The 24,683-nt window shown below is 38.3% G+C and carries 26 protein-coding genes; 17 read left to right on the top strand and 9 right to left on the bottom strand.

The annotated features are described in order from the left end of the window. The first annotated feature begins 66 nt into the window (after window positions 1–66). From M3182_RS09935 to M3182_RS09950, 4 genes are all read left to right on the top strand, one after another. A complete protein-coding gene (locus M3182_RS09935) occupies window positions 67–423 on the top strand; it encodes a YlbF/YmcA family competence regulator (protein WP_251436486.1) in 357 nt (118 codons plus the stop codon). Window positions 424–566: 143 nt separating this feature from the next. After that, the gene (locus tag M3182_RS09940; protein WP_251436484.1) at window positions 567–1,436 is read left to right on the top strand and encodes a Cof-type HAD-IIB family hydrolase; all 870 of its coding nucleotides are present in this window, start codon (window positions 567–569) and stop codon (window positions 1,434–1,436) included. Between the two features lie 560 nt (window positions 1,437–1,996). Next, a complete protein-coding gene (locus M3182_RS09945) occupies window positions 1,997–3,517 on the top strand; it encodes a coproporphyrinogen III oxidase (protein ID WP_251436482.1) in 1,521 nt (506 codons plus the stop codon). Between the two features lie 104 nt (window positions 3,518–3,621). Further along, entirely contained in the window at window positions 3,622–4,425 is an 804-nt protein-coding gene (locus M3182_RS09950; RefSeq protein WP_251436480.1) for an enoyl-CoA hydratase, read from the top strand. A gap of 127 nt (window positions 4,426–4,552) precedes the next feature. Here the strand turns inward: M3182_RS09950 and M3182_RS09955 are convergent, their stop codons facing one another. Continuing rightward, complete coding sequence (locus M3182_RS09955; protein WP_251436478.1) at window positions 4,553–4,738, bottom strand: YhzD family protein; 186 nt, start codon at window positions 4,736–4,738, stop codon at window positions 4,553–4,555. A 144-nt stretch (window positions 4,739–4,882) separates the two neighbouring features. Between M3182_RS09955 and M3182_RS09960 the strand changes: the two genes are divergently transcribed. The 6 genes from M3182_RS09960 (at window position 4,883) to M3182_RS09985 (ending at window position 13,092) form a co-directional block, all read left to right on the top strand. Continuing rightward, the gene (locus M3182_RS09960) at window positions 4,883–5,782 is read left to right on the top strand and encodes an ABC transporter ATP-binding protein (RefSeq protein ID WP_251436476.1); all 900 of its coding nucleotides are present in this window, start codon (window positions 4,883–4,885) and stop codon (window positions 5,780–5,782) included. Next, window positions 5,775–7,028: an ABC transporter permease gene (locus M3182_RS09965; protein WP_251436473.1), complete on the top strand. Its 1,254-nt coding sequence runs from the start codon at window positions 5,775–5,777 to the stop codon at window positions 7,026–7,028. Before M3182_RS09960 ends, M3182_RS09965 begins: the two co-directional genes overlap by 8 nt. A gap of 390 nt (window positions 7,029–7,418) precedes the next feature. Next, window positions 7,419–8,639 (top strand): metallophosphoesterase family protein, encoded by a 1,221-nt coding sequence (locus tag M3182_RS09970; protein ID WP_251557936.1) that lies wholly within the window; start codon window positions 7,419–7,421, stop codon window positions 8,637–8,639. A 19-nt stretch (window positions 8,640–8,658) separates the two neighbouring features. Continuing rightward, window positions 8,659–11,658, top strand: coding sequence for an AAA family ATPase (locus M3182_RS09975; RefSeq protein ID WP_251557939.1), 3,000 nt, complete (start codon window positions 8,659–8,661; stop codon window positions 11,656–11,658). Window positions 11,659–11,737: 79 nt separating this feature from the next. Continuing rightward, window positions 11,738–12,682, top strand: a complete 945-nt coding sequence (gene yhaM, locus M3182_RS09980; protein ID WP_251424982.1) for a 3'-5' exoribonuclease YhaM — start codon at window positions 11,738–11,740, stop codon at window positions 12,680–12,682. Window positions 12,683–12,909: 227 nt separating this feature from the next. Then, window positions 12,910–13,092, top strand: coding sequence for a sporulation YhaL family protein (locus M3182_RS09985; RefSeq protein ID WP_251424986.1), 183 nt, complete (start codon window positions 12,910–12,912; stop codon window positions 13,090–13,092). Window positions 13,093–13,127: 35 nt separating this feature from the next. Here M3182_RS09985 and M3182_RS09990 read toward each other — a convergent pair whose 3' ends face one another. Beyond that, a complete protein-coding gene (locus tag M3182_RS09990) occupies window positions 13,128–13,997 on the bottom strand; it encodes a peptidylprolyl isomerase (protein WP_251557941.1) in 870 nt (289 codons plus the stop codon). Window positions 13,998–14,176: 179 nt separating this feature from the next. Here M3182_RS09990 and M3182_RS09995 point away from each other — a divergent pair, with 179 nt between their 5' ends. Together M3182_RS09995 and M3182_RS10000 are read left to right on the top strand one after the other, a co-directional pair. Beyond that, window positions 14,177–14,257 (top strand): YjcZ family sporulation protein, encoded by an 81-nt coding sequence (locus M3182_RS09995; protein ID WP_432806566.1) that lies wholly within the window; start codon window positions 14,177–14,179, stop codon window positions 14,255–14,257. A 102-nt stretch (window positions 14,258–14,359) separates the two neighbouring features. Continuing rightward, window positions 14,360–14,443 carry a YjcZ family sporulation protein gene (locus tag M3182_RS10000; protein WP_090746485.1) on the top strand — a complete coding sequence of 28 codons (84 nt, stop codon included), beginning with the start codon at window positions 14,360–14,362 and terminating at the stop codon, window positions 14,441–14,443. Between the two features lie 56 nt (window positions 14,444–14,499). Here the strand turns inward: M3182_RS10000 and M3182_RS10005 are convergent, their stop codons facing one another. Continuing rightward, on the bottom strand, window positions 14,500–14,691 hold the full coding sequence (locus tag M3182_RS10005; RefSeq protein ID WP_251424992.1) for a hypothetical protein: 192 nt from the start codon (window positions 14,689–14,691) through the stop codon (window positions 14,500–14,502). Between the two features lie 116 nt (window positions 14,692–14,807). Between M3182_RS10005 and M3182_RS10010 the strand changes: the two genes are divergently transcribed. Beyond that, window positions 14,808–15,212 carry a DUF1878 family protein gene (locus M3182_RS10010; protein WP_251557943.1) on the top strand — a complete coding sequence of 135 codons (405 nt, stop codon included), beginning with the start codon at window positions 14,808–14,810 and terminating at the stop codon, window positions 15,210–15,212. On the opposite strand, the gene M3182_RS10015 is transcribed toward M3182_RS10010, so the two are convergent. Together M3182_RS10015 and M3182_RS10020 are read right to left on the bottom strand one after the other, a co-directional pair. Then, window positions 15,209–15,784 carry an HTH-type transcriptional regulator Hpr gene (locus M3182_RS10015; RefSeq protein ID WP_251557945.1) on the bottom strand — a complete coding sequence of 192 codons (576 nt, stop codon included), beginning with the start codon at window positions 15,782–15,784 and terminating at the stop codon, window positions 15,209–15,211. The genes M3182_RS10010 and M3182_RS10015 overlap by 4 nt on opposite strands. Window positions 15,785–15,994: 210 nt before the next feature. After that, window positions 15,995–16,357, bottom strand: a complete 363-nt coding sequence (locus M3182_RS10020) for a YtxH domain-containing protein (protein ID WP_251425001.1) — start codon at window positions 16,355–16,357, stop codon at window positions 15,995–15,997. Window positions 16,358–16,517: 160 nt separating this feature from the next. On the opposite strand from M3182_RS10020, the gene yhzF reads away from it, so the two are divergent. Next, a complete protein-coding gene (gene yhzF, locus M3182_RS26585) occupies window positions 16,518–16,676 on the top strand; it encodes a membrane protein YhzF (protein ID WP_490715549.1) in 159 nt (52 codons plus the stop codon). 217 nt (window positions 16,677–16,893) lie between these two features. On the opposite strand, the gene M3182_RS10025 is transcribed toward yhzF, so the two are convergent. The 3 genes from M3182_RS10025 to M3182_RS10035 form a co-directional block, all read right to left on the bottom strand. After that, window positions 16,894–17,418 (bottom strand): tryptophan transporter, encoded by a 525-nt coding sequence (locus M3182_RS10025; protein WP_251425005.1) that lies wholly within the window; start codon window positions 17,416–17,418, stop codon window positions 16,894–16,896. A gap of 124 nt (window positions 17,419–17,542) precedes the next feature. After that, the gene (serC, locus tag M3182_RS10030; protein WP_251425008.1) at window positions 17,543–18,622 is read right to left on the bottom strand and encodes a 3-phosphoserine/phosphohydroxythreonine transaminase; all 1,080 of its coding nucleotides are present in this window, start codon (window positions 18,620–18,622) and stop codon (window positions 17,543–17,545) included. A 132-nt stretch (window positions 18,623–18,754) separates the two neighbouring features. Continuing rightward, a complete protein-coding gene (locus M3182_RS10035) occupies window positions 18,755–19,174 on the bottom strand; it encodes an HIT family protein (protein ID WP_251557946.1) in 420 nt (139 codons plus the stop codon). Between the two features lie 1,003 nt (window positions 19,175–20,177). Between M3182_RS10035 and M3182_RS10040 the strand changes: the two genes are divergently transcribed. From M3182_RS10040 to M3182_RS10050, 3 genes are all read left to right on the top strand, one after another. Then, window positions 20,178–20,918, top strand: a complete 741-nt coding sequence (locus M3182_RS10040) for an ABC transporter ATP-binding protein (RefSeq protein ID WP_251425014.1) — start codon at window positions 20,178–20,180, stop codon at window positions 20,916–20,918. Then, the gene (locus tag M3182_RS10045; RefSeq protein ID WP_251557948.1) at window positions 20,911–22,122 is read left to right on the top strand and encodes an ABC transporter permease; all 1,212 of its coding nucleotides are present in this window, start codon (window positions 20,911–20,913) and stop codon (window positions 22,120–22,122) included. The genes M3182_RS10040 and M3182_RS10045 overlap by 8 nt, the downstream gene beginning before the upstream one ends. A gap of 353 nt (window positions 22,123–22,475) precedes the next feature. Continuing rightward, complete coding sequence (locus M3182_RS10050) at window positions 22,476–23,201, top strand: EcsC family protein (protein WP_251557950.1); 726 nt, start codon at window positions 22,476–22,478, stop codon at window positions 23,199–23,201. Between the two features lie 274 nt (window positions 23,202–23,475). Here the strand turns inward: M3182_RS10050 and M3182_RS10055 are convergent, their stop codons facing one another. Beyond that, window positions 23,476–24,660 (bottom strand): M20 family metallopeptidase, encoded by a 1,185-nt coding sequence (locus M3182_RS10055; protein WP_285867662.1) that lies wholly within the window; start codon window positions 24,658–24,660, stop codon window positions 23,476–23,478. Window positions 24,661–24,683: the final 23 nt, after the last annotated feature.

A 24,683-nucleotide genomic window follows, 5' to 3' on the forward strand; every position in this document is an offset into this window, starting at 1 on the left:
ACTTCTCGCATTTGAAAGCATAGTCTGTTATAGTGGAGGGGATTCCGAAAAGAGGAGTGGTAAAAAGTGGCAGTGAATATCTATGATTCTGCGTACGAAATGGAAAAGGCAATTCGTTCAAGCCAGGAGTACACCAACTTAAAGAAGCTTTATGATGAGGTAAATAACGATCCGTCTGCCAAGACGATGTTTGATAACTTCCGTAATATTCAAATGCAGCTTCAGCAAAAACAAATGATGGGTGAAGATATCACTCAAGAAGAAGTTGAACAAGCTCAAAAAACGGTTGCTCTTGTTCAGCAACATGACAAAATTTCTCAACTAATGCAAGCAGAACAACAAATGAGTGTTGTTATTACTGAAATCAATAAGATTATCATGAAACCTTTAGAAGCTCTTTACGGTGCACCAGAGAACCAATAAGAACTAAGGGGAAACTCCCGAACTTATGAGTTCGGGAGTTTTTTATTGTGTTTCATAAAGATATTGGAGAAGGTTCTAATTTGTCCTTTTTGTTCATAAAAATCAGGTGAAGACATGAACATCACAGAAATGGGGGCAAAAACATGATCTACCGTCTTTTAGCCTTAAATGTGGATGGAACAATTCTCCAGTCAAATGGAAGAATTCATAAATCGACGAAAGAGGCCATTGCCTATGTCCAGCAAAAGGGGATCTACGTTACTCTTGTCACATCAAGGAGTTTTCCAGCTGCAAAAAAAATCGCAAAAGCGCTAAAAATAAATTCACTTCTCGTAACCCATCAAGGTGCTTACATTGCTGCAGAACAAGGGAAACCAATTATTCAAAAAAGCATTTCGGAAGAAGTAACCTATGAAATTATTCGGTTTTTAGAAGGGTTTCCTTGCCAAATTCGAATCGTTCACGACCAATTTTCGCTTGCCAACAAATATAAGTTAAACCACAATCTCTTAGCTAAAACCGTCTTTACTACAGGCGATCCAATGTTTTACTCACAACAATTCGTAGATTCAATTAGTGAAACTTTACGGGATGAACCAATCACAGCACCAAAGATTGAGGTTTATTTTGAGTATGAAGAAGACTTAGAGGATGCGAAGGAAGCACTTTCCGCCATTTATAATGAAACCAATATGACAAAACTGAATGATTTCCGCTTGGATATCTTGCCACAAGATGTTTCAAAGTTGAATGGGCTGCGTGCTTTAGGTGACCATTTAGGTATTAAGCTAAAAGAAATGGTGGTTATCGGGGACGGCATGGATGACCTCGAAATGATTGAATCCAGTGGTTTAGGCGTAGCCATGGGGAACGCTTCTCCAGAAGTTAAGAAAGCATCGGATTGGGTCACTCGCTCTAATAACCAAAATGGTGTCTCCTACATGGTCAAAGAACATTTCCGTAAACAGCAACCAATTGAGTTCCTCCGGAAAATGAATATACTTAAAAGGTAAATTGATTATAGAAAGGGCCTAATTCGTTAGGCCTTTTTTGTGTTTTGCGGAGGGTATTTTGAAAGCAAATAGCAACAGGTTGAGCAGAAATAGAGTTTTAACCCCGATATGACCTTGATTTCAGTAAAATATTCGCCGTCGAGACGTGTTTATTCTCCGTAGGGAGAATAAATACAGGGTGGGGTATGAAATGAAGTGTAAACCTGTCCAGCAAGCGGCTTAGGCTGAATCAAACTAAAGAAAAAACCAACAATATTATAATAAACAAATGACTTTTACTAGAAAAGGACAGTCTGCGGAGGGTATTTTTATAGCAAATAGCAACAGGTTGAGCAGAAATAGAGTTTTAACCCCGATATGACCTTGATTTCAGTAAAATATTCGCCGTTACAGGCAATATATTCGCCGTCGAGACGTATTTATTCTCCGTAGGAAGAATAAATACAGGGTGGGGTAAAATGGATTGACTTTAAACCCTAAACTTTACCTGCTACCACTATATTGACCTTGCTTCAGTGAACCAGTAAACTAAAGAAAGCAAAATTGGAAAGGTGATACGATTGTATATTTATATAAAGGGGATAACGGATGAACGGTTTCATCGTCCGTTACAATTGATTGCAAACTTATTCTTTGAAGATCCTACGGTCTCATTTTTACCATCAGATACAGACGAAGCAGATGCAACGGTCACACTTGAGGTGGAAGCGGGGGCTATAGTTAATGCGAGTGTTCAGTTAACAACCTCTGATGGAGAGGGTTTTCAAGCTTCCTATGAAAAACAGTTACCAGAGGGCTTAACAGAAAAAGAGCGGTTCCGTTTGATTAAAAATGCAGTGTCTCATGCCTATCTAACGGTTCTCCAAGATTGGACAGGGATGATTCAAAAGTGGGGGATTTTAACAGGGGTTCGTCCGACGAAACTTCTCCATAAAAAGCTGTATGAAGGAACAAATCGTGAAACCGCTCATCGTGAGTTGGCGGAGGAGTACTTGATCACGCCTGAAAAAATTCAGTTGATGCAAGCGATTGTGGATCGTCAAAAAGCGGTTTTACCAGATTTATATGACCTTAAAAAAGAAGTGAGTATTTATATTGGTATTCCGTTCTGCCCAACAAAGTGTGCGTATTGCACCTTCCCAGCTTACGCCATCAATGGTCGACAAGGTTCTGTGGACAGTTTCCTTGGTGGACTTCACTACGAAATGCGCGAAATTGGGAACTGGTTAAAGGAAAATGACGTAAAAATTACTACCGTTTACTATGGGGGTGGAACGCCAACCTCGATTACAGCAGAGGAAATGGATATGCTGTATGAAGAAATGCATACAGCCTTTCCAGATGTGAAAAGTATCCGTGAAATTACCGTTGAAGCGGGGAGACCAGATACCATCACGCCAGAAAAATTAGATGTCTTGAATAAGTGGAATATCGACCGGATTTCCATCAATCCTCAATCTTATATTCAAGAAACGTTGAAGGCGATTGGCCGTCATCATACGGTTGAAGAAACGGTTGAGAAATACAAACTTGCTAGGGAAATGGGTATGAACAACATCAATATGGATTTAATTATTGGCCTACCAGGTGAGGGAACGGAAGAGTTTACTCACACCCTCAATGAAACCGAAAAATTGATGCCAGAATCCTTAACGGTTCATACATTGTCGTTCAAGCGTGCTTCGGAAATGACCAAGAATAAACGAAAGTACAAGGTGGCTCCTCGTGAGGAAGTTGAAAAAATGATGGAGCTTGCGGAGAACTGGACGAAAGAAAATGGCTATGCTCCATATTATCTATACAGACAGAAAAACATTCTAGGGAATTTGGAAAACGTGGGTTATTCTATTCCTGAACAGGAAAGTCTCTATAACATCATTATTATGGAAGAACTGCAAACGATTATTGGGATTGGATGCGGAGCTTCAAGTAAATTTATCCATCCTGTTACAGGGAAGATTACTCATTTTGCAAATCCAAAAGACCCGAAGTCTTATAACGATAGTTTTGCTGAATATGCAAAGAAAAAAATTGATATTTTGGATGAGATATTTCTCCAAAAAGGCTCCTTATCCTCTTAAGGGGCTTTTTTCTTCGTTAAAAATGAATCAAAATTCAGATAAATGATTTTAAAAAGATAGCGCACACATTATAATAAAACTGATGACAAAGGAGGGGATTACGTTTGGCAACCGATTTTAATCTTGATTTTAAAACAGACACGGTTAAAGTCAACGTAGAGGGAAGAGTAGCTACGGTCGTATTAAACAGACCAAAGTCGATGAATGCACTAGATGTAGAAATGATGAGAGGATTAACGACCACTTTGAAGGATCTCTGTAATTCAGATGAAGTGGAGATTGTCGTGTTGAAAGGGGCTGGACGAGCCTTTTCAGCTGGGGGAGACATTAAGACAATGCTTTCGGATAGTGATGAAAGCGATTTCCTTGATATTATGGATACTATTAGTGAACTAGCTGTTACACTGTACAGCATGCCGAAGGTTACAATCAGTGCGATTACAGGTGCTGCTGCCGGACTTGGGTTTAGTTTAGCATTGGCAACTGATTACATTATTGCGGATAAAGATAGTAAACTCGCCATGAATTTTATTGGAATTGGGTTGATTCCAGATGGTGGCGGTCACTTCTTCATGAAATCTCGAGTTGGTGAAACAAAAGCCAAGCATTTGATTTGGGAAGGGAAGCCAATGCTAGCCCCTGAAGCCTTAGAGCTTGGGTTAATCGATGAAGTGGCAGATGGAGACCTTCAGGATGCTATTCAAGCGAAAGTTGCGGATTGGGAGCAGAAGCCACTGCAAGCAATGATTAAAACAAAGAAAATTTATGCAGAAGAGAATCGATTGTCTTTATTGAAGTTCCTTGAGCTTGAAAAAATCGCTCAAACCAAAATGAGACAAACCGAGGATCACAAAGAGGGAATTCAAGCCTTTATTGAGAAACGGAAACCTAACTTTATTGGAAAATAATAATCCAACTAGAACAAAAGCAAAGAGCTATAACTCTTTGCTTTTGTTAACTTTAATAATGAACGATCAAGTTGCCAAGCCCTTCATAAAAAAGGGTATAAATTTCCGCTGTATAACGCTTTCAAATTTAAGGGTGAAAGAGAACTAGTTTTCCTCGTGGAGATGTGCAGCGATGTGTATGATCAATCAGGTTTTTCTCAGCAAGCATTTTTGTACCGATGTTTTTCGCTTCGTCATCATTTGTAGCTTGAAATGATTCATCTAATAATTTTTCCCCATCTGGTTTAAACGCTGTCAATTTATACGTGTCCATACCGATGTCCCCTTTAATTTAATATTGTAATGTTGTTAGTGATATTTTTACATAATTTTCGAAAAAGTGCAAAGACAAAAAAGATGTTTTTGGAACCTTATTTAAGGACATTCGTACTACTTAAAGAAGGAAGGGGAGATAGAGATGTCACTTGTACTAGAGAATGTAACAAAACAATTTGGTCAGTTTACAGCCGTAGACCATCTGTCATTATCGATTCCAGAGCGAGAAATCTTTGGATTTTTAGGGGCGAATGGGGCTGGAAAAACAACGACATTCCGTATGATTCTCGGTTTGCTAGATCCAACAGAGGGTACCATTACACTTGATGGGAAACGTGTAGACTATTCAACAAGCCCAATTATCGGTTATCTGCCGGAAGAACGGGGATTATACCCCAAATTGAAGGTGAAAGACCAAATTGTCTATTTGGCAAGATTGAGAGGTATGCAAAAGCAAGATGCCTTAAGGGAGCTTACCTATTGGCTGGATCGTTTCAAAGTACCAGATTATCTTGATAAAAAGGTAGAGGAACTGTCAAAAGGAAATCAACAAAAAATTCAATTTTTAGCGGCGGTTATCCATAAGCCAAAGTTGTTGATACTGGATGAACCTTTTAGCGGGTTAGACCCGGTTAATGTGGAACTTCTAAAGCAAGCTGTAATGGACTTGAAAGATGCGGGAACCACGATTGTATTTTCGAGCCACCGAATGGAACATGTTGAGGAAATGTGTGAGCATTTGTGTATCATGCAAAAAGGGAGACCAATTGTTCATGGGTCTCTTAAGGAAATTAAGCGGTCATTTGGTAAAAAGAATCTGGTGATTCATGCTGACTTTGATATGAGTTTTCTTGGAAGCTTCCGCGGTGTAACCAAGGCGAGACAAACCCCAGAGGGAATTCAGCTTCAAATTACTGGAGAAGAAATAGCGGAAGCCATATTAAAAGATATTGTTGGAAGAGGTTTTATCCGTAAATTTGTCCTCGAAGAGCCTTCATTAAATGATATTTTTATTGAAAAGGCTGGTGCTTCTTATGAATAATTTCTTTATTATCTTATTTCATACATATTTAACGAAACTGAAAACGAAGTCCTTTATAATTACAACGATTATTACCGGATTAATTATTGTGGGAGTAACGAACATCCCGAGGATCATTGAATTCTTCGATAAAGAGGGAGAAGTTGAGAAAATTGCTGTTATTGACAATTCAGCTCAGCTCTTAGACCCCTTACAAGCGCAATTGAAAGGGATTAACCAGGAAATTGAATTAACCGCTTTTACAGATAGCTTTGAAGAGGCTGAAAAGCAGGTAGAGGCAGGCGATTATACAGGTGTCCTTGAATTATCGATGACGAAAGAACAATTACCTTCTGCTTCTTATAAATCAATGAGCATGGCTGATTCTGTTGTTGTGACAGATTTGCAAGCGGCTTTACAGCAAGTGAAAACGGTGATGGCATCCGCTCAGTTGAATTTAACACAAGACCAGCTAAATCAATTGTATGAGCCAGTTCCGTTTGAACGTTCAGCGCTTGAAGAGAATGCAAAAACAGAAGAAGAGCTTAACCAAGCAAGAGGTCTTGTCTACGTGATGTTATTTATTATTTATTTTGCTGTTATCATGTACGCTAGTATGATTGCTACTGAAGTAGCGACAGAAAAATCATCTCGTGTAATGGAAATTTTAATTTCAAGCGTTTCACCAATCAAGCAAATGTTTGCTAAAATTCTAGGAGTTGGATTATTATCGCTTACGCAATTAGCAGTATTTTTAATCGCGGGATATTTTTCAATTCAACAGAACCTAGAGAGTATGCAAGGTGGCTTCTTTGATTTCTTTGGATTTACAAATATTCCGGCTTCAACAATAATTTATGGAGTTATCTTCTTTATCTTAGGATATTTCTTGTATGCGACATTAGCAGCTTTTCTCGGGTCGCTTGTTAGTCGAATTGAGGATGTCCAACAAATGATTACGCCAATGACTTTGCTTGTTGTTGCGGGCTTTATGATTGCGATGTTTGGTCTCGGGCAGCCTGAAGTTGGTTTTATCACTGCAACATCGTTTATTCCGTTTTTTACCCCAATGATTATGTTCTTACGAGTCGGAATGTTAAATATCCCATTTTGGGAGGTTGGGTTATCGATTGGGCTATTAGTCGCGACGATCATTTTATTAGCAGTATTCGGTGCCAGAGTATACAAAGGAGGAGTCTTGATGTATGGAAAATCAAACTCTTTCAAGGATATCAAAACTGCATTGCAATTAACAAAAAAGAAATAAACAACTTTAAAGCCAGGCGGCTATGCCTGGTTTTTTTGTATTCTGGATGTGATGGAACTTCTAGGGCAGAAGGAATGGGAGAGGTTAAACAATATTGTGGAAGCGGAGAAACGTAATACAAGAAGGTCTATCGTGCCCAAAGAGATAGAGGAAACGAACAAAAGGTAACGATAAAAAATCAAATCTATCGTGCCCAAAAAAAGCATTGGTCACTGAACAAGAGAACGATAGAAGCCGCCAACATAATCCTAACTCACTATCCAATCAGACATCCTAATTGTGCCACTAGTATGCCATGCCATGAATCGCTCACAGGTCAATAAAATAGAGAACGTGCATTCGTATTTATAGAATGGTAGAATAGAAAAAAAGAATGTGAAAGGATTTACGATGAAGACAGTAAAATTCATACATTGTGCAGATTTGCATTTGGATAGTCCGATGACTGGATTAAAGTATTTGCCGGAAAAAGTCTTTGAGCGACTGCAGCAAAGTACCTTTAAAGCATTAGCTACGATAACAGAAATTGCCATTCGGGAAGAGGTGGATTTTGTTGTCATTTCAGGTGACATTTTTGATGGAGAAGACCGCAGTCTACGTGCCCAAGCGCGGTTGCGAAATGAAATGAGTAGACTTCAGGAAAAACAGATTCCAGTCTATTTGATACATGGGAACCATGACCATCTAGGTGGTACGTGGCCTAAAATGGACATGCCAGAAAATGTTCATGTATTTGGGACAGACGTAGAAGTGAAAAGGTTTAGTAAACAGGATGGAACGTCTGTCCATTTATACGGATTTAGTTATCCGAGGCGGCATGTGACCGAGCGATGGGTTGAGAAGTATGAGAAACAAACAGGAGCTGATTTTCACATTGGCTTATTGCACGGACACTTTGAGGGCGTTAGCCAACATGGGATGTATGCACCTTTTCATATAGCAGATTTAATTGCAAAGCAATTTGATTATTGGGCACTGGGGCACATACATAAAAGGGAGATTCTCGCATCAGAACCGCCAGTCGTTTACCCTGGGAACCCCCAAGGAAGGAGCCGGAAAGAAACTGGAGTGAAAGGATGCTATTTAGTAACACTGAACGAAAGTGGGGCTGAGCTAGCGTTTCAAGAAACAAACGATGTCCTTTGGGTTGAAAAAGAAATCGATGGGATGGTTGTATCAAACCCAGGTAGCTTATATGACTTATGTAAGCGAACTATAGCGGAAACTAGAATTGAAGGAAAAGGTGTTGTACTCACTTTAGAGATAACGAACTTAGACTCTTCAAAACTCTCACTAGATTCAGGGATTGTAGATGAAATAATGGAGGCTTTACAAGAACAGGAGAGTGAGGAACAAGATTTTGTTTGGGTTCGTAAAATTACCCTTTCAAAAGCCCTTCAACTTACTCGCTCAAATCCAATGATACAAGGTGATTTTTTCAATGAATTATTTGTAACTATTGATCAATTCGACCATTATCACGAAGCGTTATCCTCTCTGTACGAACATAGATTGGCTAGAAAGCATTTAACCGAACTTGCCGAAGAAGAGCGAGTCTTACTTTTAAAAGAAGCAGAGGAAGAGTTAATCAAACTACTAAATCAAGAATGAAGAAAGGAGGGAAATGATTTTGAAAATAACGGAAATACATATTTACGGCTATGGAAAGCTTGAAAATGTAAGGATTACAGACATGTCGAACTTCCAAGTGTTTTTCGGGGAAAACGAAGCAGGGAAATCAACGATCATGTCGTTTATTCATAGTACTTTATTTGGATTTCCAACCAAACAGCAAAATGAACTTCGCTATGAGCCAAAAAGAAACAGTAAGTATGGCGGGAACATAAAGGCTGAATTCAAAGATAAAGGCGTAGCTGTTATTGAAAGGGTAAAAGGAAAAGCTACTGGTGACGTAACGGTTACGTTGGCAAATGGATTGGTTGGTGGGGAGGAACTGTTAACAGAATTACTTAACGGTTTGGATAAAGGAACCTTCCAATCAATCTTTTCTTTTAGTCTACATGGCTTGCAAAATATCCATCAGTTAAAAGGAGACGACCTTGGTCGTTACCTACTTTCAGCAGGAGCACTTGGAACGGATAAATTGGTTTCTGCAGAAAAAGCGCTACAAAAGGAAATGGAAGAAAGGTTTAAGCCTAGTGGAAAAAAACCACCATTAAATGAGAAATTAAAAGAGCTTCGTGATGTTTATGATGCTTTAAAGAAAGCAGAAAAGGAAAACAGTGAATATGAACGACTTCAAATTCTTAGAGACGGAACTGAGCAAAAATTAAGTCGGTTGTCCGAGGAACTATTTAATTTTGAACATAAGATTCACCAGTTAACCACCTTAGAGCGCGTATGGCCATTAATCATTGAAGAAAAACAGTTGGATAAGAAGATCGCTGTAAGTGGCGAAGTGGATTTTCCTCCCAATGGGCTTGAACGTTTAGAACGGTTACAAGAGCAATTGACGCCACTAATGGCCAGGATGTCGTGGCTAAAAGATAAAGAAAAGAGCCTAGAGGCACTAGCAGCAGAAGGTAAACCTGACGAGGATATGATAGCAAACGAATCAAGAATAAATGCTCAATTAGAGCAGCTATCCGAATTTAATCAAATTCTTCAGGAAAAAGGTAAGGCTCAACAAAAAATAGAGGAAGTTCAGGAAGAAATTGACCAAATCAATAGTCAGTTGAATACCTCGTTCGATGAGTCAAAAATTGCTACGGTAAATACCAGCGTGATGGTTAAGGAGACTGTAGCAGAAGTCCAGAAACACCAACAACAACTAACGGACAAAAAGAAAGCACTAGATGCAGCCTTTGTAGATGAAAAAAATACAATTGAGGAACTCGAGAATGCGGCAGCTCAAGTGAAAAAGGACCTTTTAGATAAACAGACAAAAGCGAAACTCCTTCAACAGCTGCAAACTGCTCAGGGACAGGAGAAATTGGAAGCAGAACTCCATGAGATTAATGACCAAGCAAAACAAATAAGAACAAAACAAACAACAGCCAGCAAGCAAAAAGTAGCTGAACAAAAACGACAAAACTTATTTACGCTCGTTCTCGGCATCTTGTTTTTGGCGCTTCTTGTTAGTGGCTTTGTCTCTACACAATGGGCATTAGTTGGTATTGGGGCAGTAGGGTTAATCTTAATTATCCTGATGTCTCTACGCTCTAAAGCACCACACTTGACCATGGATCATCACCTAGAGAAGCTGGAAGATTTGCAACAGAGAGAACAGGAAATTAAGGCTAAATTAGTGGATGTGCAAGGTGATTCCGTTGCTTCAATTCAACCAATGCTCGAACAAGATGAGGAAAACAGAAAAAAATATTATGAATTGGCAGCGAGAATTGACCAGCAAACCCTTCGGTATGAACGTGTTATTCAAGCGTTTGAAGAGTGGGAACAAGAGCAAAGACAATTATTAAGAAATCAAGAACAACTCGCATTAAGTTTGGCGCTACCAGAAGAGGTAGCGAAGGGGAAAATTTACGACGCATTTTTGTTACTTGAAAGACTTAAACAGTGCTTTAGAGAAAGAGCGCGATTAGCCAATCAGGTTTCTATGCTCCTTGAGCAGGAACGTGAAATGAAAGAGCAATTTGAAAGCTTATCAGAACGATTCCTAAAGACACCATTTAATCAAGTTCATGAAACAGCTATTCTCTTACGGACGAGGCTCCGTGAGGAAATCCATAAACAAGCTGAATATCGAGGGAGCATGGATAAGCTAGCTGAAATAAAGGAAGAAATTGCTCAGTTAAACAAAGAATTAGAGCAACTAAAAGAAGAGAGAGAATCATTATTTGCTCTTGCACAAGTAGAAGGAGAAGAGGCCTTCCGCGAAAAAGGGAATCAAGCTATGGAAGTAAATCAGTGGCAAAGCCGGTTGACAGAGATAATTTTACAGTTAGAATCAGCCGGAATTACGGGGCGAAGTGAACTAGACTATGAGAAACATCCAAGCGAAGTGCTTCAAAAAGTATCTAAGGAAAGAGAAGAAATAAAAACTCAACTGGACGACCTTCGAAGTCATTTGTCTGATCTCAAACACAAAATGAGTGTCTTAGAAGAAGGGGGACTATACGGTCATTTGCTCCATAAATATCGGCAAATGAAATTTGAGTTTGAGGAAGAGGCAAAAGAATGGGCAAAGTTCGCCATTGCAAAAGAGATCCTCATGAAAACGGTAGATAAATATAGAACAGAAAAACTACCTAAATTACTTGAGAAAGCAAGTGAGTATTTCCGCTTTCTAACAAATGATGAGTACATTCGTATGATGCCTCATGAAACGACGAGCGGATTCATTGTTGAACGGAAAGATCATACATTATTTTTAGCGAATGAGCTTAGTCAGGCAACCGCTGAACAAGTTTATGTCTCATTGCGGCTTGCACTAACGGTGACCTTACACTCGCGTTTTCCTTATCCAATCATCATAGACGATAGTTTTGTAAATTTTGATGAGAAACGGGCAAATCGAACGTTTGCATTACTACGGACGTTAACAGAAAATCAAATTTTATTTTTTACGTGTCATCACTACCTCCTCGATCAGTTTACGGAGGAAGAAGTCTTATATCTTACCCCAACCTCCAAACAGCAAGTAAATTAAGGTAAAAGTGGAGACAATCTATGAGCGGTTCAAGCTAGACTAGTATGATATAATTTTCAAAGGGAAAGGGGAGGTACCAATGGATAAAGGTATTCTTGATTACGGCGTTGGGGAACAGGTTGAAAAGTTCCTTCTTATAAAAAATGCAACCAAAGGGATTGCTAGCAATGGAAAGCCATTTTTAACACTAATTCTTCAAGATCAAAGTGGAGATATCGAGGCTAAACTCTGGGATGTTTCAGACCAAGATGAAACCATTTATAGTCCAGAAAGTATTGTAAAGATTATGGGGGATATCCAAAACTATCGTGGGCGAATGCAGCTAAAGCTTAGACAAATTCGACCAGCCAATGCGACAGACCCTGTGCATGTAAGTGATTTTTTGGAAACGGCTCCGATTGAAAAGGAAGTCATGGTTTCGAAAATTACTCAATACATTTTTGAGATGAGAAACCCAAACATTCAACGGATTACACGACATTTATTAAAAAAATATCAAGAACCTTTCTTTGATTACCCGGCGGCTACGAAAAATCATCATGAATTCGTATCGGGTCTAGCCTATCATGTTGTTTCCATGCTTGATTTGGCCAAGAACATCGCTGAGCTGTATCCAAGTTTAGATAAAGACTTGCTCTATGCAGGAGTGATCTTGCATGATCTTGGTAAAGTTCATGAACTTTCTGGGGCTGTGGCTGCTAGTTATACAATTGAGGGCAATCTTTTAGGTCATATTTCCATTATGGTAAATGAAATTGGTAAGGCAGCCGAGGAATTAGGGATAACCGGTGAAGAAGTAATGATTCTTCAACACATGGTGTTAAGTCACCATGGTAAGGCGGAGTGGGGAAGTCCCAAACCACCATTAATTAAGGAAGCTGAGATTTTACACTATATTGATAACCTAGATGCTAAAATGAATATGCTAGATCGCGCATTAAGCCGAGTTAAACCTGGCGAGTTTACCGAGAGAGTATTTGCCTTGGATAATCGCTCTTTCTATAAGCCTACTTTTCATAAATAAAATTTCTATTTGACGCAGAAGCATACCAAATCACGTAGTGAATGGTATGCTTTTTTTCGATATATTAACCGTATATTTGTTGTTTGACTTAGAAAGGGGATAGGTTCCATTTCTTCTTTCATAGAAGCAGCTATACATGCTTGAGGCTGTTTTAGGCATATTTTTTTAAAAGTTGCATAGATTTAATAAAAACTAGGACAACCATAATAGAAAGGGAGAATGTTTAGATGGGCGTTCCAATTTGGATTATTGCGGTGGCTTTTGGAATTTTAGTTAGTGCTTATATGGCGATTAAAAGTAGTCGCGAAGATCGGAAACAGGAAATGGAGATTATTGAAAGAGAAGGAAGTGTGTATATCGAAAGAATGGAAGATGAAAAAGCCCGTAGACAAGGCTCATTAGGAATATAAATAAAATAGGGTTCCCCGAGGGGGAACCCTATTGTTTATTTTGTTTCGGATTTAGCTTCCGTCTGCACGATTCCTTGTAAATCTTTATCTTTAATATCAACGTTGGCGTCTTTCAATTCTTTTTGAAGTGACTCTTGTAAGGTAGCCGCGTCAATTTTTGATACTTTTAATTCGTATTCAAGCTCGTCGCGCATTTCTTCAAAAGATTCTTTTTCTTTTTTCTCTGTTACTTTAATGATGTGCCATCCATGCTGAGATTGAACAGGTTCACTAACTTCATTCACATCCAGAGCATATGCCGCTTCTTCAAACTCAGGCACCATTTGACCTTGTCCAAAGAAATCAAGGTCTCCACCGTTTGCAGCAGAACCAGGGTCTGTTGAGTATTCTTCTGCTAATTTTGCAAAGTCCTCTCCTGCATCAACCTTTGCTTTTACTTCTTTAGCTGTATCTTCATCCTCTACAAGAATGTGGCTAGCACGGATTTCTGGTTTATATTCTTCATACTTCTTTTTAACTTCATCTTCCGTTACTTTAACATCTTTTAAAGCTGCTTTTTCAATCAAAAGCTGATCTTTTAGAAGTTCTTTTAAAGCCTCTTCATCTTTAAGTTGATTTTGTTGTAAAACAAGTTCGAAGTTATCTCCGTATTGTTCCTTCATTTTGTTTACTTCTTCATCAACTTCTTCGTCTGTTACTTCATATTTTTCGGCGAGAACTTGTCTGTAAAGCAATTGTTGAAGCGCCGATTCTCCTACTTGTGCCTTCATTTCTTCGTATAATTCATCTTTTGTAATTGTTCCAGCGTCAGACTCAACGATGACCTCTGAGTTGTCACTGCCGTTGCAAGCTGCTAAAGAGAAAACCCCAGCTGCAAGGGTTAAAGGTAATAACCACTTTTTCACGCTAAACACTCCTAAGAAATTTCTAGTGGGCATTTTCTAATCCACAAGAAATACTATAACACAAAGTGTAGAACGGGCAAAAAGATTCTTAATAAAATTTACCATTAGGCAAGCGTCCAACCAGATAGGGAACAGTCCACATAGGATAATCGTGTAAAGAGATAAAGGAGGTAATGTTTATGAGTAACTACCAATCAGGTTTTGCGTTGATCGTAGTTCTGTTTATTTTGTTAATTATTGTAGGAGCTGCATTCGTTTAGAGCTACAAGCTAGAAAAACGGTTTGAGGCATGATAGGTGCCCATGCGAACGACGGATGAGCTGAATAGGATATCTTATCTTAAATTGGAAGGAGGTGTCAGTATGGGTGCAGGTTACGGTGCAGGATTTGCGTTAATCGTAGTTCTTTTCATTCTGTTGATTATTGTAGGTGCAGCTTGGCTATAATTTATTAGCCAAACCTAAAACGGCAGGAAAAAGCGGTGAGGGGATCCTCACCGCTTTTAATGTGTAAATAGAATTTCTACATATGAAGAGATTAACAGAATGGTAACAAGAATATTGATGGTTTTAAACACTTTTGCCTGACGATCTTCCGGAATTTCTTTTTGAATACAGAGGGAGTCCGTTAACTTATTCATTATGAGAAGGATAATACCGGCGTATATCGGAAACACGATAAAAATGGAGATCATCTAAGAATCCCTCCTTTTTACAAACTTAGTATGTTATTTACAATATCAAATCTTTTAAAAAAAAGATAGTTTTTTATACTTGAAGATAATGGGATTTAAGGTGTTCCAACGAGATAATGCAAGGGAAAAATGGTAAGATAATGTACAATGGAGAAAATGGAGAAGAGGGATTAGAGAAAATGAACATGGATGACCTAATGGAAAAGATGAAAATGTTGGAGTTCCATCAAAAACTGTTGTTAAAGATGGTGAAAGAGACTAAATTTAAGTTTAATTATCTGGTTATTGAAAAATCATTAACCGAAAGTGAAATGGGTGAAATCTTATACTTTTGTGAAAGGATGAGCAAACGGTATAAAAAACAAAAAGCGGAAGGGTTTGTATATTTTCATCCGCTTTATGATGAGCTTTTTTCCTTCTTGCAACCTAAATTGGAAGCAGAAGAGGTCATCGATGCGTGTCTAGAACAAGAGCTCTTTGTTCCACTCATGACGGAATTGAAGAAGTACTCCAGACTTTAAGCAAACTCTTTTTCTTCTGTCTCCTTAATGCGCAATTTTCCATTTTCCTCCGAGAATTGTGAATCAATGTTTGAGAAAGACTTCTCAAAAATTTCCATGAAATCATCTCCGTAAATATTTCGGATAATCGCCATAATCTCAATGATCTCGGGGAACTTGCCATATAAGTCTTTTAAAGGGAGTGTACCTGAAAAGACCACATTTTTATCCGGGTCGAAACTCTCCATCAATCCAAGTAATAAATCTTCACCTTGTTGAGTGAGTTGAATATACGTATTTCGTTTGTCATTCTCTTTCTTTGAGAATTTTAGTAGGCCTCTTTCTTCTAACTTTTTAGAAAAATTAAACGCCGTCGAAACATGCATAACTCCGAATTTTGCAACATCAGATATGGAAGCTCCATTTAAGTGGTAGGCAATCCATAAAATATGATGTTCGTTAATGTTCAAATCCGCTGGTTTAATCCATTGTTGCCAGTCTTTCTCTATCGACTTCCAAAGAGCTTTACTAAGCTGCGCAATCCGTTGGCTAAAAATTAGTGCTTCTTTCATTGAATAAGTTTTCTCTGTCATCCCCATACTCACCTACTTTTAAATAAATTTCTCTATTAACATTATGCCAATAAAACAATAAATAATAAAGATAAATTTCTAAATTTTTGAAAAATTTTTCTTTTCCATGGGCAATCACTCAAAAAGAAACAGTGATAAACTTCACGTAAAATATATATTTCTGCTCAGATTTAGAAAAATCCTCCTTCTTGAAAAAAAAGGAGGAGGATTTTAGTTTGGTTGGGACGTAAGTGTTTTTTCTAATTCTTCAATAGTTTGTTCGATTTCTTGCAGTTCCTTGGAAAGGTTTTGTTTATTTTGGGTAGTTTCTATTTTCCAGTTTTGAAGTGCTAGTCGAACATCAGTAATAAACTCACGAATGCCTTCTTTGCCTTCTATAGACGCAGTTGAAATCGAGCTTTTTAATAATCCTAGATTTTGTTTAAGCTCTGAAAGCTCTTCAGCCAAAATGTTTTTTCTTTCGAGAAGCTTAAGACGGGTTTCTGGTCCGGAGTTTGGAGCAGAAAGTAATGTGGCAATTCCAGCGACTGCTCCTCCTGTGACTAGACCTAACATAAGTGATTTTATGTTCATAGTACCATCACCTCGATTTTTTTAGTTAATAAGAAGATACTCTATTTTTCTGCAAAATGAAAGAGAAAATTGTATACCCTTACATTTTGGAAATATAAATAAACTATTAATAGATTGTACATGTTCATCGAGGAGGTGCCATAACATTTTTGGTTTATTCATGTATTTTTGTAGTATCGTAAGCTTGCTCATGATGCTTCAAAACCTCATGGCTATAAAAAGGCCTAGTATTTATCCGCCCAAAAAAAGGGTTAAAAAACGAGCAGGAGTCTGGGCAATTATGGGTTTTATTTTTTTGATATTCGGGGTCATTTTTTAGAAGTCTCTTCTCAAAGATTGTTGCTTTTTAAAGGAAATATAGAATGATTTAGCTATGATACCATTCCAAAGTTCGTTTACGAGATGAGAAAAGAGCTTACAACTAATTAGTCACGCAGAGAAAGGCTTATTTCAGGTTAAAATCGGCTTTAGGATTTTAACTACTACCGCAAGCTCTAGAAAAAAAGAACCCGCAAAACTGCGGGTTCTAAAAGGCATTAACTTGCTTTTGCTTCCACAAGCTTTGTTCTCTTGAAGATGTTCAAAGCAATCGGGAAGAGGATGACCATAAAAACAGTGTTAAATGCAATCGCTGGTAATACGGCTCCTGCAAACATGCCGACAAATGCACCTGGAAGTCCGACGATGAAATAGGCGGATGCTAGGAAGATTGTACCTGAGACAACTGTTCCAACTGCAGTTAATACAGCAGCCTGAATCACGGATCCGTGATATTTCTTAAAGACCATTAACAATCCAAAGAAAATGAAAGCTGTAAATAGTTTGTCAATGATGTTCGGAATTTGTCCTCCAGGAAAGCCTGTGGTAAGGGCAGAAAGAATGCCAGTTACGATCCCTACTAATAAGACGCTTTTCTTTTCAGGAAAAAGAATAATCCCTAAAAACATCATCGTCAACATCATGTCTGGCTTCATTCCTAAGATAAAGCCTGGTACAGCAGCGTGCAAAACTACACCCATCCCCATCAAGACAGCAAGTGCAACAAGATTCTTTGTATTCATTTCTCAACTCTCCTCTGCTATTCTAGCTAACTATTTGTCTTCCCCTGCAGTGCTCTCTAGCCTACAGCGAGAAGCTTTATACCATTATATCATATATATTTCAAGTGTGAATTGTTCATTTTTGTCATTTGGAGCGGAACCTTTTCATAAATTGAGCTAGTTTTTCGACATGCTCCAGTGGAACGGCATTGTAAATTGAAGCACGGCAGCCACCAATTGAGCGATGACCATTTAGTCCTGTGAACCCAAGCTCTTTAGCTTCTGCAAGGAAAGCATCTGTTAATTCTTTATTTTCAAGAGTAAAGGTAACGTTCATCAAAGAACGGCTGTTAACCTCTGCATGTCCTTTATAAAAGCCATCGCTTTCATCAATTTCATTGTAAAGTAGGTTTGCCTTTTGTTTGTTCTTTTTTTCTAAAGCCTCAGCACCACCAAGTGATTCTGCCCACTCAAGGACTAATTTTAATAAATAGACCGCTAATGTTGGAGGCGTGTTGTATAATGAATTGTTTTTGGCATGGGTTCTGTAATCTAGCATGCTCGGCAAAGTATCTTTGGAACGTTCAAGCAACTCTTTCTTCATGATGACAACTGTAACACCAGATGGACCTAAGTTTTTTTGGGCACCAGCATAAATGAGCCCGTAAGATTGTACATCGACTGGACGGCAAAGGATATCGCTTGACATATCGGCTACAACGGGGATTGAAACATTCTTTGGTGTTTCCTGCCACTGAGTGCCGTAAATCGTATTATTTGAAGTGATATGAAGGTAGGATCCATCCTTTATAGTATCTAGATTTGTTAAGGTTGGAATGGATGTGTAGTTATTCTCTTTGTCAGAAGCAAAGATTGCAGTATCACCTATTTTCTTAGCCTCTTTTAAAGCTTTTTCAGACCATGACCCAGTTAAAACATAATAGCCCTTTTTTCCTTCTTCAAGCAGGTTCATCGGCATCATAGCAAATTGAAGGCTTGCTCCCCCTTGTAGGAAAAGGACCTCATAATCGTCAGGAATAGCTAGGAGCTTCCGTAACAGGGCTTGGGCTTGATTGTTAATTTCTTCATAAGGCTTACTTCTGTGACTCATTTCCATGACATTCATACCTGTACCGTTATAGTTAAGCCATTCTGATTCAGCCTTTTTTAAGACGGCCTCAGGTAAGGCAGTCGGTCCTGCATTAAAGTTGTATGCGCGTTTCATTCTAATCCCCCCAGAATCTTTTCTGTATCACAGTAAAGAAGTAAAATTTTAAATCAATGCTACCAGATAATCGTGAAAATTTCTATTTTTCAAAGTAAAAAAATAAAAAAAACTTCTGCGGATAGCAGAAGTTTAAATGTTTTGATGAATGTCAGCTGCGATTTTTTGTAAATCATCTGGTTTATACTCACTATTATTGGTTTTCCAAACCGCTCCAAATCCATCGCCTTCACCGTAGCGAGGAATTAAGTGTAAATGGAAGTGATATACAGACTGACCGGCAAGTTCGCCATTGTTATTTAACGTATTTAAACCAATTGGATTGTACGCTTTTTTAATCGCATTCGCAATTTTAGGTACTTCCTTAAAAAGATTGGAAGCAATCTCCTCTGTTAATTCGTAAACATTTTCTTTATGTACTTTTGGAATGACAAGTGTGTGACCTTTTGTCACTTGGCTAATATCTAAGAAGGCATATACATGTTCATTTTCATATACTTTTTTACTTGGAATTTCGCCATTGATAATTTTACAAAAAATACAATCAGACATTCTTTTACCACCCTTTCATTTTGTACTTCTCTCTAGGGTATTTTATCACAATTTTCACATACATTTAAAGGTGAGGGAAATCCAACTTTAAAGAAGGGTTGTTTTCGTATTGCGTACTTTTAAAATTCGAAAGCTGATTTTAGCGCAGAGTAGCCATTTGTAAGTTTAATTAAATTTGCAAGCACTTTCCTTATAAAATGAAATGATTTTTTGTATAACCTCGCTCCTTTTGTTCAAAAGCAAAAAAATTGAGAAAGAAAGAGCTTTAAAAGAACATAAGTATTGCAAAAAAGGACAGGATTCATAACTGAATCCTGTCCCTGAAGGGGAATCCTTGCTTCATACTAAGTGCCTTCAATCATCAGCCTTGCTACTCAGGTATGCCTTTGATAAACACCTCATTTTTAATGTGATGTGTTATAAAACGGCCCTGTGTTCAATCGAACCATCCCCTGTTCGTTTCAGTTTTTAAACTTCAACGTCTAAAGCGGATGTGTATCTTCGGCAAACACCTCATTTATTAGAGTGTTTATTGATTAAAGCTAGGTAATGCATATATTGTTCCCAATGCTACCAGCCCCTTGAAGGTTTTTTTGAAGCGTTTAAACCTCGAATTACTTGTCTTTGACAGACACCTCATTTCGATTGGTTAACTGTTTTCCCCTTCAAAGATTATAATGCCCGGTCGACACAAAAATATAACAGAAAGTCAAAAAAAAATTTAAAAAGATGTTTTGGTTATGATTTGCTGTGAGTGTTTATCTCTATCGGCGGAGCAGGGAAGTGCCGCGTTTTAAGGAGCGGAGTTAGACATGCTTCCGAACTTTATTGTTATAGTCATATACTTTCGGGTCTGTAAAACATTGTTGATGAATCCGACTCCAGTCACTTCGCCTACAGTGGCAGTTTAAGTTAATAAATATTCTGCTGTTACTGTTTCTGTTTTTCTTGCTGTGGATTTGATAAAATATGAACCAAGAGTATGCGTGGAAGGATGGTGCCTATGGCATTATTAGAGATTGAAAATATAACGGGCGGGTATACAAGAAATCCTGTGCTTAAAGATGTTAGCTTTGAAGTTGGGGCAAATGAGATGGTAGGTCTAATTGGTCTCAATGGGGCTGGGAAAAGTACCACCATCAAACATGTTATTGGATTGATGGAGCCTCATAAAGGGGAAATTAAAATCAATGGACGTTCCATTAAGGAAGGGCGCGAAGAGTATCGTAAACAATTTACCTTTGTTCCCGAAACGCCGATTTTATATGATGAATTGACGTTAGAAGAGCATTTAAAAGTAACCGCAATGGCTTATGGGATCGATCAAAAGGTATACAGAGAGCGAGTAGACAAGCTTTTAAAGGAATTTCGAATGGAAAAACGGTTAAAGTGGTTTCCAGCTCATTTCTCGAAAGGAATGAGACAAAAGGTCATGATTATGTGCGCTTTTTTAGTTCAGCCTTCCTTATACATTGTCGATGAACCTTTCGTTGGGTTGGATCCTTTAGGAATACAGTCTTTGCTTGATTTAATGGATAAAATGAAAGCAAATGGAGCGGGAATCTTAATGTCGACACATATTCTTGCAACCGCAGAACGTTATTGCGACCGGTTTGTTATTCTCCATGAAGGTGCTGTAAGGGCAAAAGGAACCTTACAGGAGTTACAAAGCCAGTTTGGTATGCCGGGGGCAACGTTAGATGACTTATATATTCAGCTAACAAAGGAAGAAGACTATGTTTAATGCACTGGAGTTATGGAAAGAGCGCTTTGGTATCTTTTTTAAAGAAACTAGTCAGTACCTTCGCTATATTTTTAATGGTCATCTTGTCATTGTGTTTTTGTTCTTAATTGGGACTGCCGGATTTTATTACCAAGAATGGGTTAAGACATTGACTGCTGATTTTCCAGTAGCAATCATAATGGCTGTATTGTTAGGACTGGTTTTAACTTATAGTCCAATTTTTACTTTTTTAACAGAAGCGGATAAAGTCTTTTTGTTGCCACTTGAAGATAAGTTAGCGAATTATTTCAAACGGGGAGGCATCTTTAGTCTTGTTCTTCAGGCGTATTTATTGTTAATTTTTTTAGCAGTAGTGATGCCGATGTATGTTCAAGTTAAAGGGACAAGCTTCGGAGTATTCTTTCCCTATCTGATTGTGTTAATTGTTTTAAAAGGAATTAACTTGCTCATTCGCTGGCAGGTACAATATGATCTTGATCCGGTTACACATAAAGTGGACATGCTAATCCGGTTTAGTGTGAACGCTGTAACCTTGTATTTGTTATTTTCACAAGCAAATTTAATTTTAATTGGTGCTTCTGCGCTTGTATTGCTTCTGCTATTGGTTTTATATCGGAATCAAGCAAAAGGAAAAGGACTTAAATGGGAATATTTAATTGAACAAGAAGAAAAAAGAATGAGCGCTTTCTACCGAATTGCAAATCTGTTTACTGACGTTCCTAAATTAAAGGATCGAGTGAAGCGAAGAAAGTGGCTAGATGTCTTTTTGGGCACCCTATCCTATAAACATGAGTCAACTTTTTCTCATCTGTATGCTCGGACATTTTTCCGTTCTGGAGATTATTTTGGGTTGTTTATCCGATTAACCGTTATTGGGACGATTGGTGTGTTTTTTCTTACCGATGGTGTTGGGCAGACGGTCCTCTCGCTTATTTTCATTTATTTAACGGGATTTCAGCTTCTGCCGTTATGGAACCATCATCAGCATAAACTTTGGTTAGATTTGTATCCTTTAGCTCATAAATTGAAAGAGAAAGCTTTCACTGACTTGTTAACATGGGTTCTCTTTATTCAAACAGCGTTATTTGGTATCGCTATTTTAGTTAAACAAGATTATGCGAACGGACTAATGACGATCGTGTTTGGGGCAGTATTTACACTGTTTTTTGTGCATTTGTATAGTAAAAAACGTAGACAAGTATAATAGCCTTTCAGCAGCGCTGCTGAAAGGTTTTTTTACCTACTTTTATGTTGAAAATAATTGTTATGTTTACATTATTAAGTGCATGTATACATTGAATAGGATTAAGAATTCTTTTTTTATAAGGCTCTTTTTCTCAATCATTGTTGGTATTTAGCTATGATTCCATTCCAAATTCGTTTATATGAGGAGAAAAGAGCTTGAAAACTAAGTAGTATCGCAGAGAAGAGCTTATTTTTCAGTAAAACCGGCTTTAGGATTTTAACAACAAACTTTACGAAAATAGACTTTTATATCCGTATTGTATGAAACGAAATGAGAGAAGGAACGTAGTGATAGATATGGAGGGATCAAATATGAATGAATATGAGCTGAAAGTATATGATGAAATTGCCGATTGGAAACGGAAAATGAAAAAGCGTTCAAATATGCTAACAAGAGCTTCCAAGAAAGTTCAAGGGAAAGTTAATGGGATGATTCCTGATAAAGTTCACCAATTCATGACGGATGCAATTAAAAAAATGGTAAAAGCAACGTTAACTGGTTCTGATTACATGACAAAGCGAAATCAAGGGGCTGGGCTTAGCTTGCAGCAGAAAGATGGGTTATTAACTGAGAAGCTTGACACCTACCGCAAAACAGCAGTGGTTGAGGGTGCAGGAACAGGTGCTGGTGGATTGCTACTCGGCATGGCTGATTTTCCGCTTTTATTATCGATTAAAATGAAGTTTTTATTTGATGCAGCGTCCATTTACGGATATGATTCCTCAGATTATGAGGAGCGACTTTTTATCCTTCATGTCTTTAAATTAGCTTTCTCAAGTGATGAAAAGCGGAAAGAAACCTTGGAAACTATTGAGAATTGGGAGAAGCACAAGCAATCCCTTTTAGATGTCGATTGGCAGGAATTTCAGCAAGAGTATCGCGATTATATTGACCTCGTTAAGATGGCGCAACTTGTCCCTGGAATTGGTGCAGTAGTTGGGGCATACGCCAATTATAATTTGCTTGACCAATTAGGAGAGACAACAAAGAACGCTTATCGTTTACGTTTGCTAACAACACCCCCTCCGACACTGTAGTAAGTTCATTATCTTATTTTCAGTTATTTATTAGGCTCGTTCCTCAAACATTGTTGCTTTTCGAGATAAAATGAAGAGAAATTACTTTATTTTCACTTGAAGGGACTTTTTAGATTAGGAGAAAAGAGCCAGCAAACTTAGTACGAACACACAAAATGGCTGATTCTGCGTTAAAATCGTTTTTTAGATTTCAACAACAATCGTTACAAAAACAGCCATTATTTAAGGAATAAGATTTAAAAACCCAATCTTTGAGATTGGGTTTGTGTGTGGTTTATTCTTCTTGTTTCATTTGAGCATTTAGGGCAGCGATTCCAAGAGTTTTAGCTGCAATTAGCATGGCCTTCTCGTCAAAATTAAATTTGGGATGATGGTGTGGATAAGGGCTTTGAACATCGGTTGGTTTAGCCCCTGTGAAAAAGAAGGTGCCTTTGACATGCTGAAGATAATAGGCAAAATCTTCACCCGCCATCTCCGGCTCTGATTCTTCAATTTTTGTTACATCTGGGACTTGGGTAGCGGATTCAATAAGTAGTTTGGTTTCTACCGGATGATTGACTACCGCAGGATATCCGCGGAAATAGGTATAATCATAAGTGCAATCATTCGCATAGCAAGTACCTTTAATCACCTTTTCTAATTCATCTTCAATTAATTGGCGACTTTCTTCAGTAAATGTCCTTGCGGTCCCGACAAGCTGTGCTTTATCGGCAATAACATTAAAAGCATTTTCTGCCATAAAAGATCCTACACTGACTACAGCAGAATCGATTGGGGAAACTCTTCGGCTAACAACTTGCTGGAGATTCATGATTAACTGTGAAGCAGCTACGATTGCATCTTTTGTTTTGTGAGGCTGTGCACCATGGCCACCCTCTCCTTTAATGGCGATCTCAAACCGGTCAGCAGCTGCCATAATCGGACCTACACGGTATTGAATCGTTCCTGTAGGGACAGTTGCCCAAAGGTGAGTGCCGAAAATGACATCGACACCATCGAGACAGCCATCTTGAATCATTGAAATGGCACCACCTGGGGCATATTCTTCTGCATGTTGGTGGATCATTACATAAGTTCCCGACAGGTTCTCTCTTATCTCATGAAGAACTTTCCCAAGGATAAGAAGGGTAGCTGTATGGCCATCATGCCCGCATGCATGCATAACACCTGGAACAAGCGACTTATAAGGCAGATTATTTTCTTCTTGAATGGGGAGAGCATCAAAATCAGCTCGCAGGGCTACAGTTTTACCGGGCTTAGATCCATATATTTTGGCAACGACGCCATTTCCTCCAACATTTCCACGGACTTCAATTCCTAGCTTGTCATAGAAAGATTTGATGTAGTGTGCCGTCTGTACTTCCTGGAACGATAGCTCAGGATGTTGGTGCAAATATCTTCTAATCTGAACCATATCTTCGAACAAACTTTCAAGTTTATTAAACAATGTTTCCTTCAAGTAATACCTCTCCCTTCCTGTTG

It is taken from the genome of Mesobacillus maritimus (assembly GCF_023715205.1).
GTDB classification, from domain to species: Bacteria; Bacillota; Bacilli; order Bacillales; family Cytobacillaceae; genus Mesobacillus_B; species Mesobacillus_B maritimus_C.

Excerpts from the sequence above, each read along its gene's own strand:
- yhaM (WP_251424982.1), top strand. The coding sequence starts at position 11,738 with ATGGATAAAGGTATTCTTGATTACGGCGTTGGGGAACAGGTTGAAAAG.
- M3182_RS09940 (WP_251436484.1), top strand. The coding sequence starts at position 567 with ATGATCTACCGTCTTTTAGCCTTAAATGTGGATGGAACAATTCTCCAG.
- M3182_RS10005 (WP_251424992.1), bottom strand. The coding sequence starts at position 14,691 with ATGATCTCCATTTTTATCGTGTTTCCGATATACGCCGGTATTATCCTT.
- M3182_RS10035 (WP_251557946.1), bottom strand. The coding sequence starts at position 19,174 with ATGTCTGATTGTATTTTTTGTAAAATTATCAATGGCGAAATTCCAAGT.
- M3182_RS10045 (WP_251557948.1), top strand. The coding sequence starts at position 20,911 with ATGTTTAATGCACTGGAGTTATGGAAAGAGCGCTTTGGTATCTTTTTT.
- M3182_RS10015 (WP_251557945.1), bottom strand. The coding sequence starts at position 15,784 with ATGACAGAGAAAACTTATTCAATGAAAGAAGCACTAATTTTTAGCCAA.
- M3182_RS09985 (WP_251424986.1), top strand. The coding sequence starts at position 12,910 with ATGGGCGTTCCAATTTGGATTATTGCGGTGGCTTTTGGAATTTTAGTT.
- M3182_RS10025 (WP_251425005.1), bottom strand. The coding sequence starts at position 17,418 with ATGAATACAAAGAATCTTGTTGCACTTGCTGTCTTGATGGGGATGGGT.
- M3182_RS09955 (WP_251436478.1), bottom strand. The coding sequence starts at position 4,738 with ATGGACACGTATAAATTGACAGCGTTTAAACCAGATGGGGAAAAATTA.
- M3182_RS09965 (WP_251436473.1), top strand. The coding sequence starts at position 5,775 with ATGAATAATTTCTTTATTATCTTATTTCATACATATTTAACGAAACTG.
- M3182_RS10010 (WP_251557943.1), top strand. The coding sequence starts at position 14,808 with ATGCAAGGGAAAAATGGTAAGATAATGTACAATGGAGAAAATGGAGAA.
- M3182_RS09960 (WP_251436476.1), top strand. The coding sequence starts at position 4,883 with ATGTCACTTGTACTAGAGAATGTAACAAAACAATTTGGTCAGTTTACA.
- M3182_RS10020 (WP_251425001.1), bottom strand. The coding sequence starts at position 16,357 with ATGAACATAAAATCACTTATGTTAGGTCTAGTCACAGGAGGAGCAGTC.
- M3182_RS10000 (WP_090746485.1), top strand. The coding sequence starts at position 14,360 with ATGGGTGCAGGTTACGGTGCAGGATTTGCGTTAATCGTAGTTCTTTTC.
- M3182_RS09970 (WP_251557936.1), top strand. The coding sequence starts at position 7,419 with ATGAAGACAGTAAAATTCATACATTGTGCAGATTTGCATTTGGATAGT.
- serC (WP_251425008.1), bottom strand. The coding sequence starts at position 18,622 with ATGAAACGCGCATACAACTTTAATGCAGGACCGACTGCCTTACCTGAG.
- M3182_RS10040 (WP_251425014.1), top strand. The coding sequence starts at position 20,178 with ATGGCATTATTAGAGATTGAAAATATAACGGGCGGGTATACAAGAAAT.
- M3182_RS10050 (WP_251557950.1), top strand. The coding sequence starts at position 22,476 with ATGAATGAATATGAGCTGAAAGTATATGATGAAATTGCCGATTGGAAA.
- M3182_RS09995 (WP_432806566.1), top strand. The coding sequence starts at position 14,177 with ATGAGTAACTACCAATCAGGTTTTGCGTTGATCGTAGTTCTGTTTATT.
- yhzF (WP_490715549.1), top strand. The coding sequence starts at position 16,518 with ATGTATTTTTGTAGTATCGTAAGCTTGCTCATGATGCTTCAAAACCTC.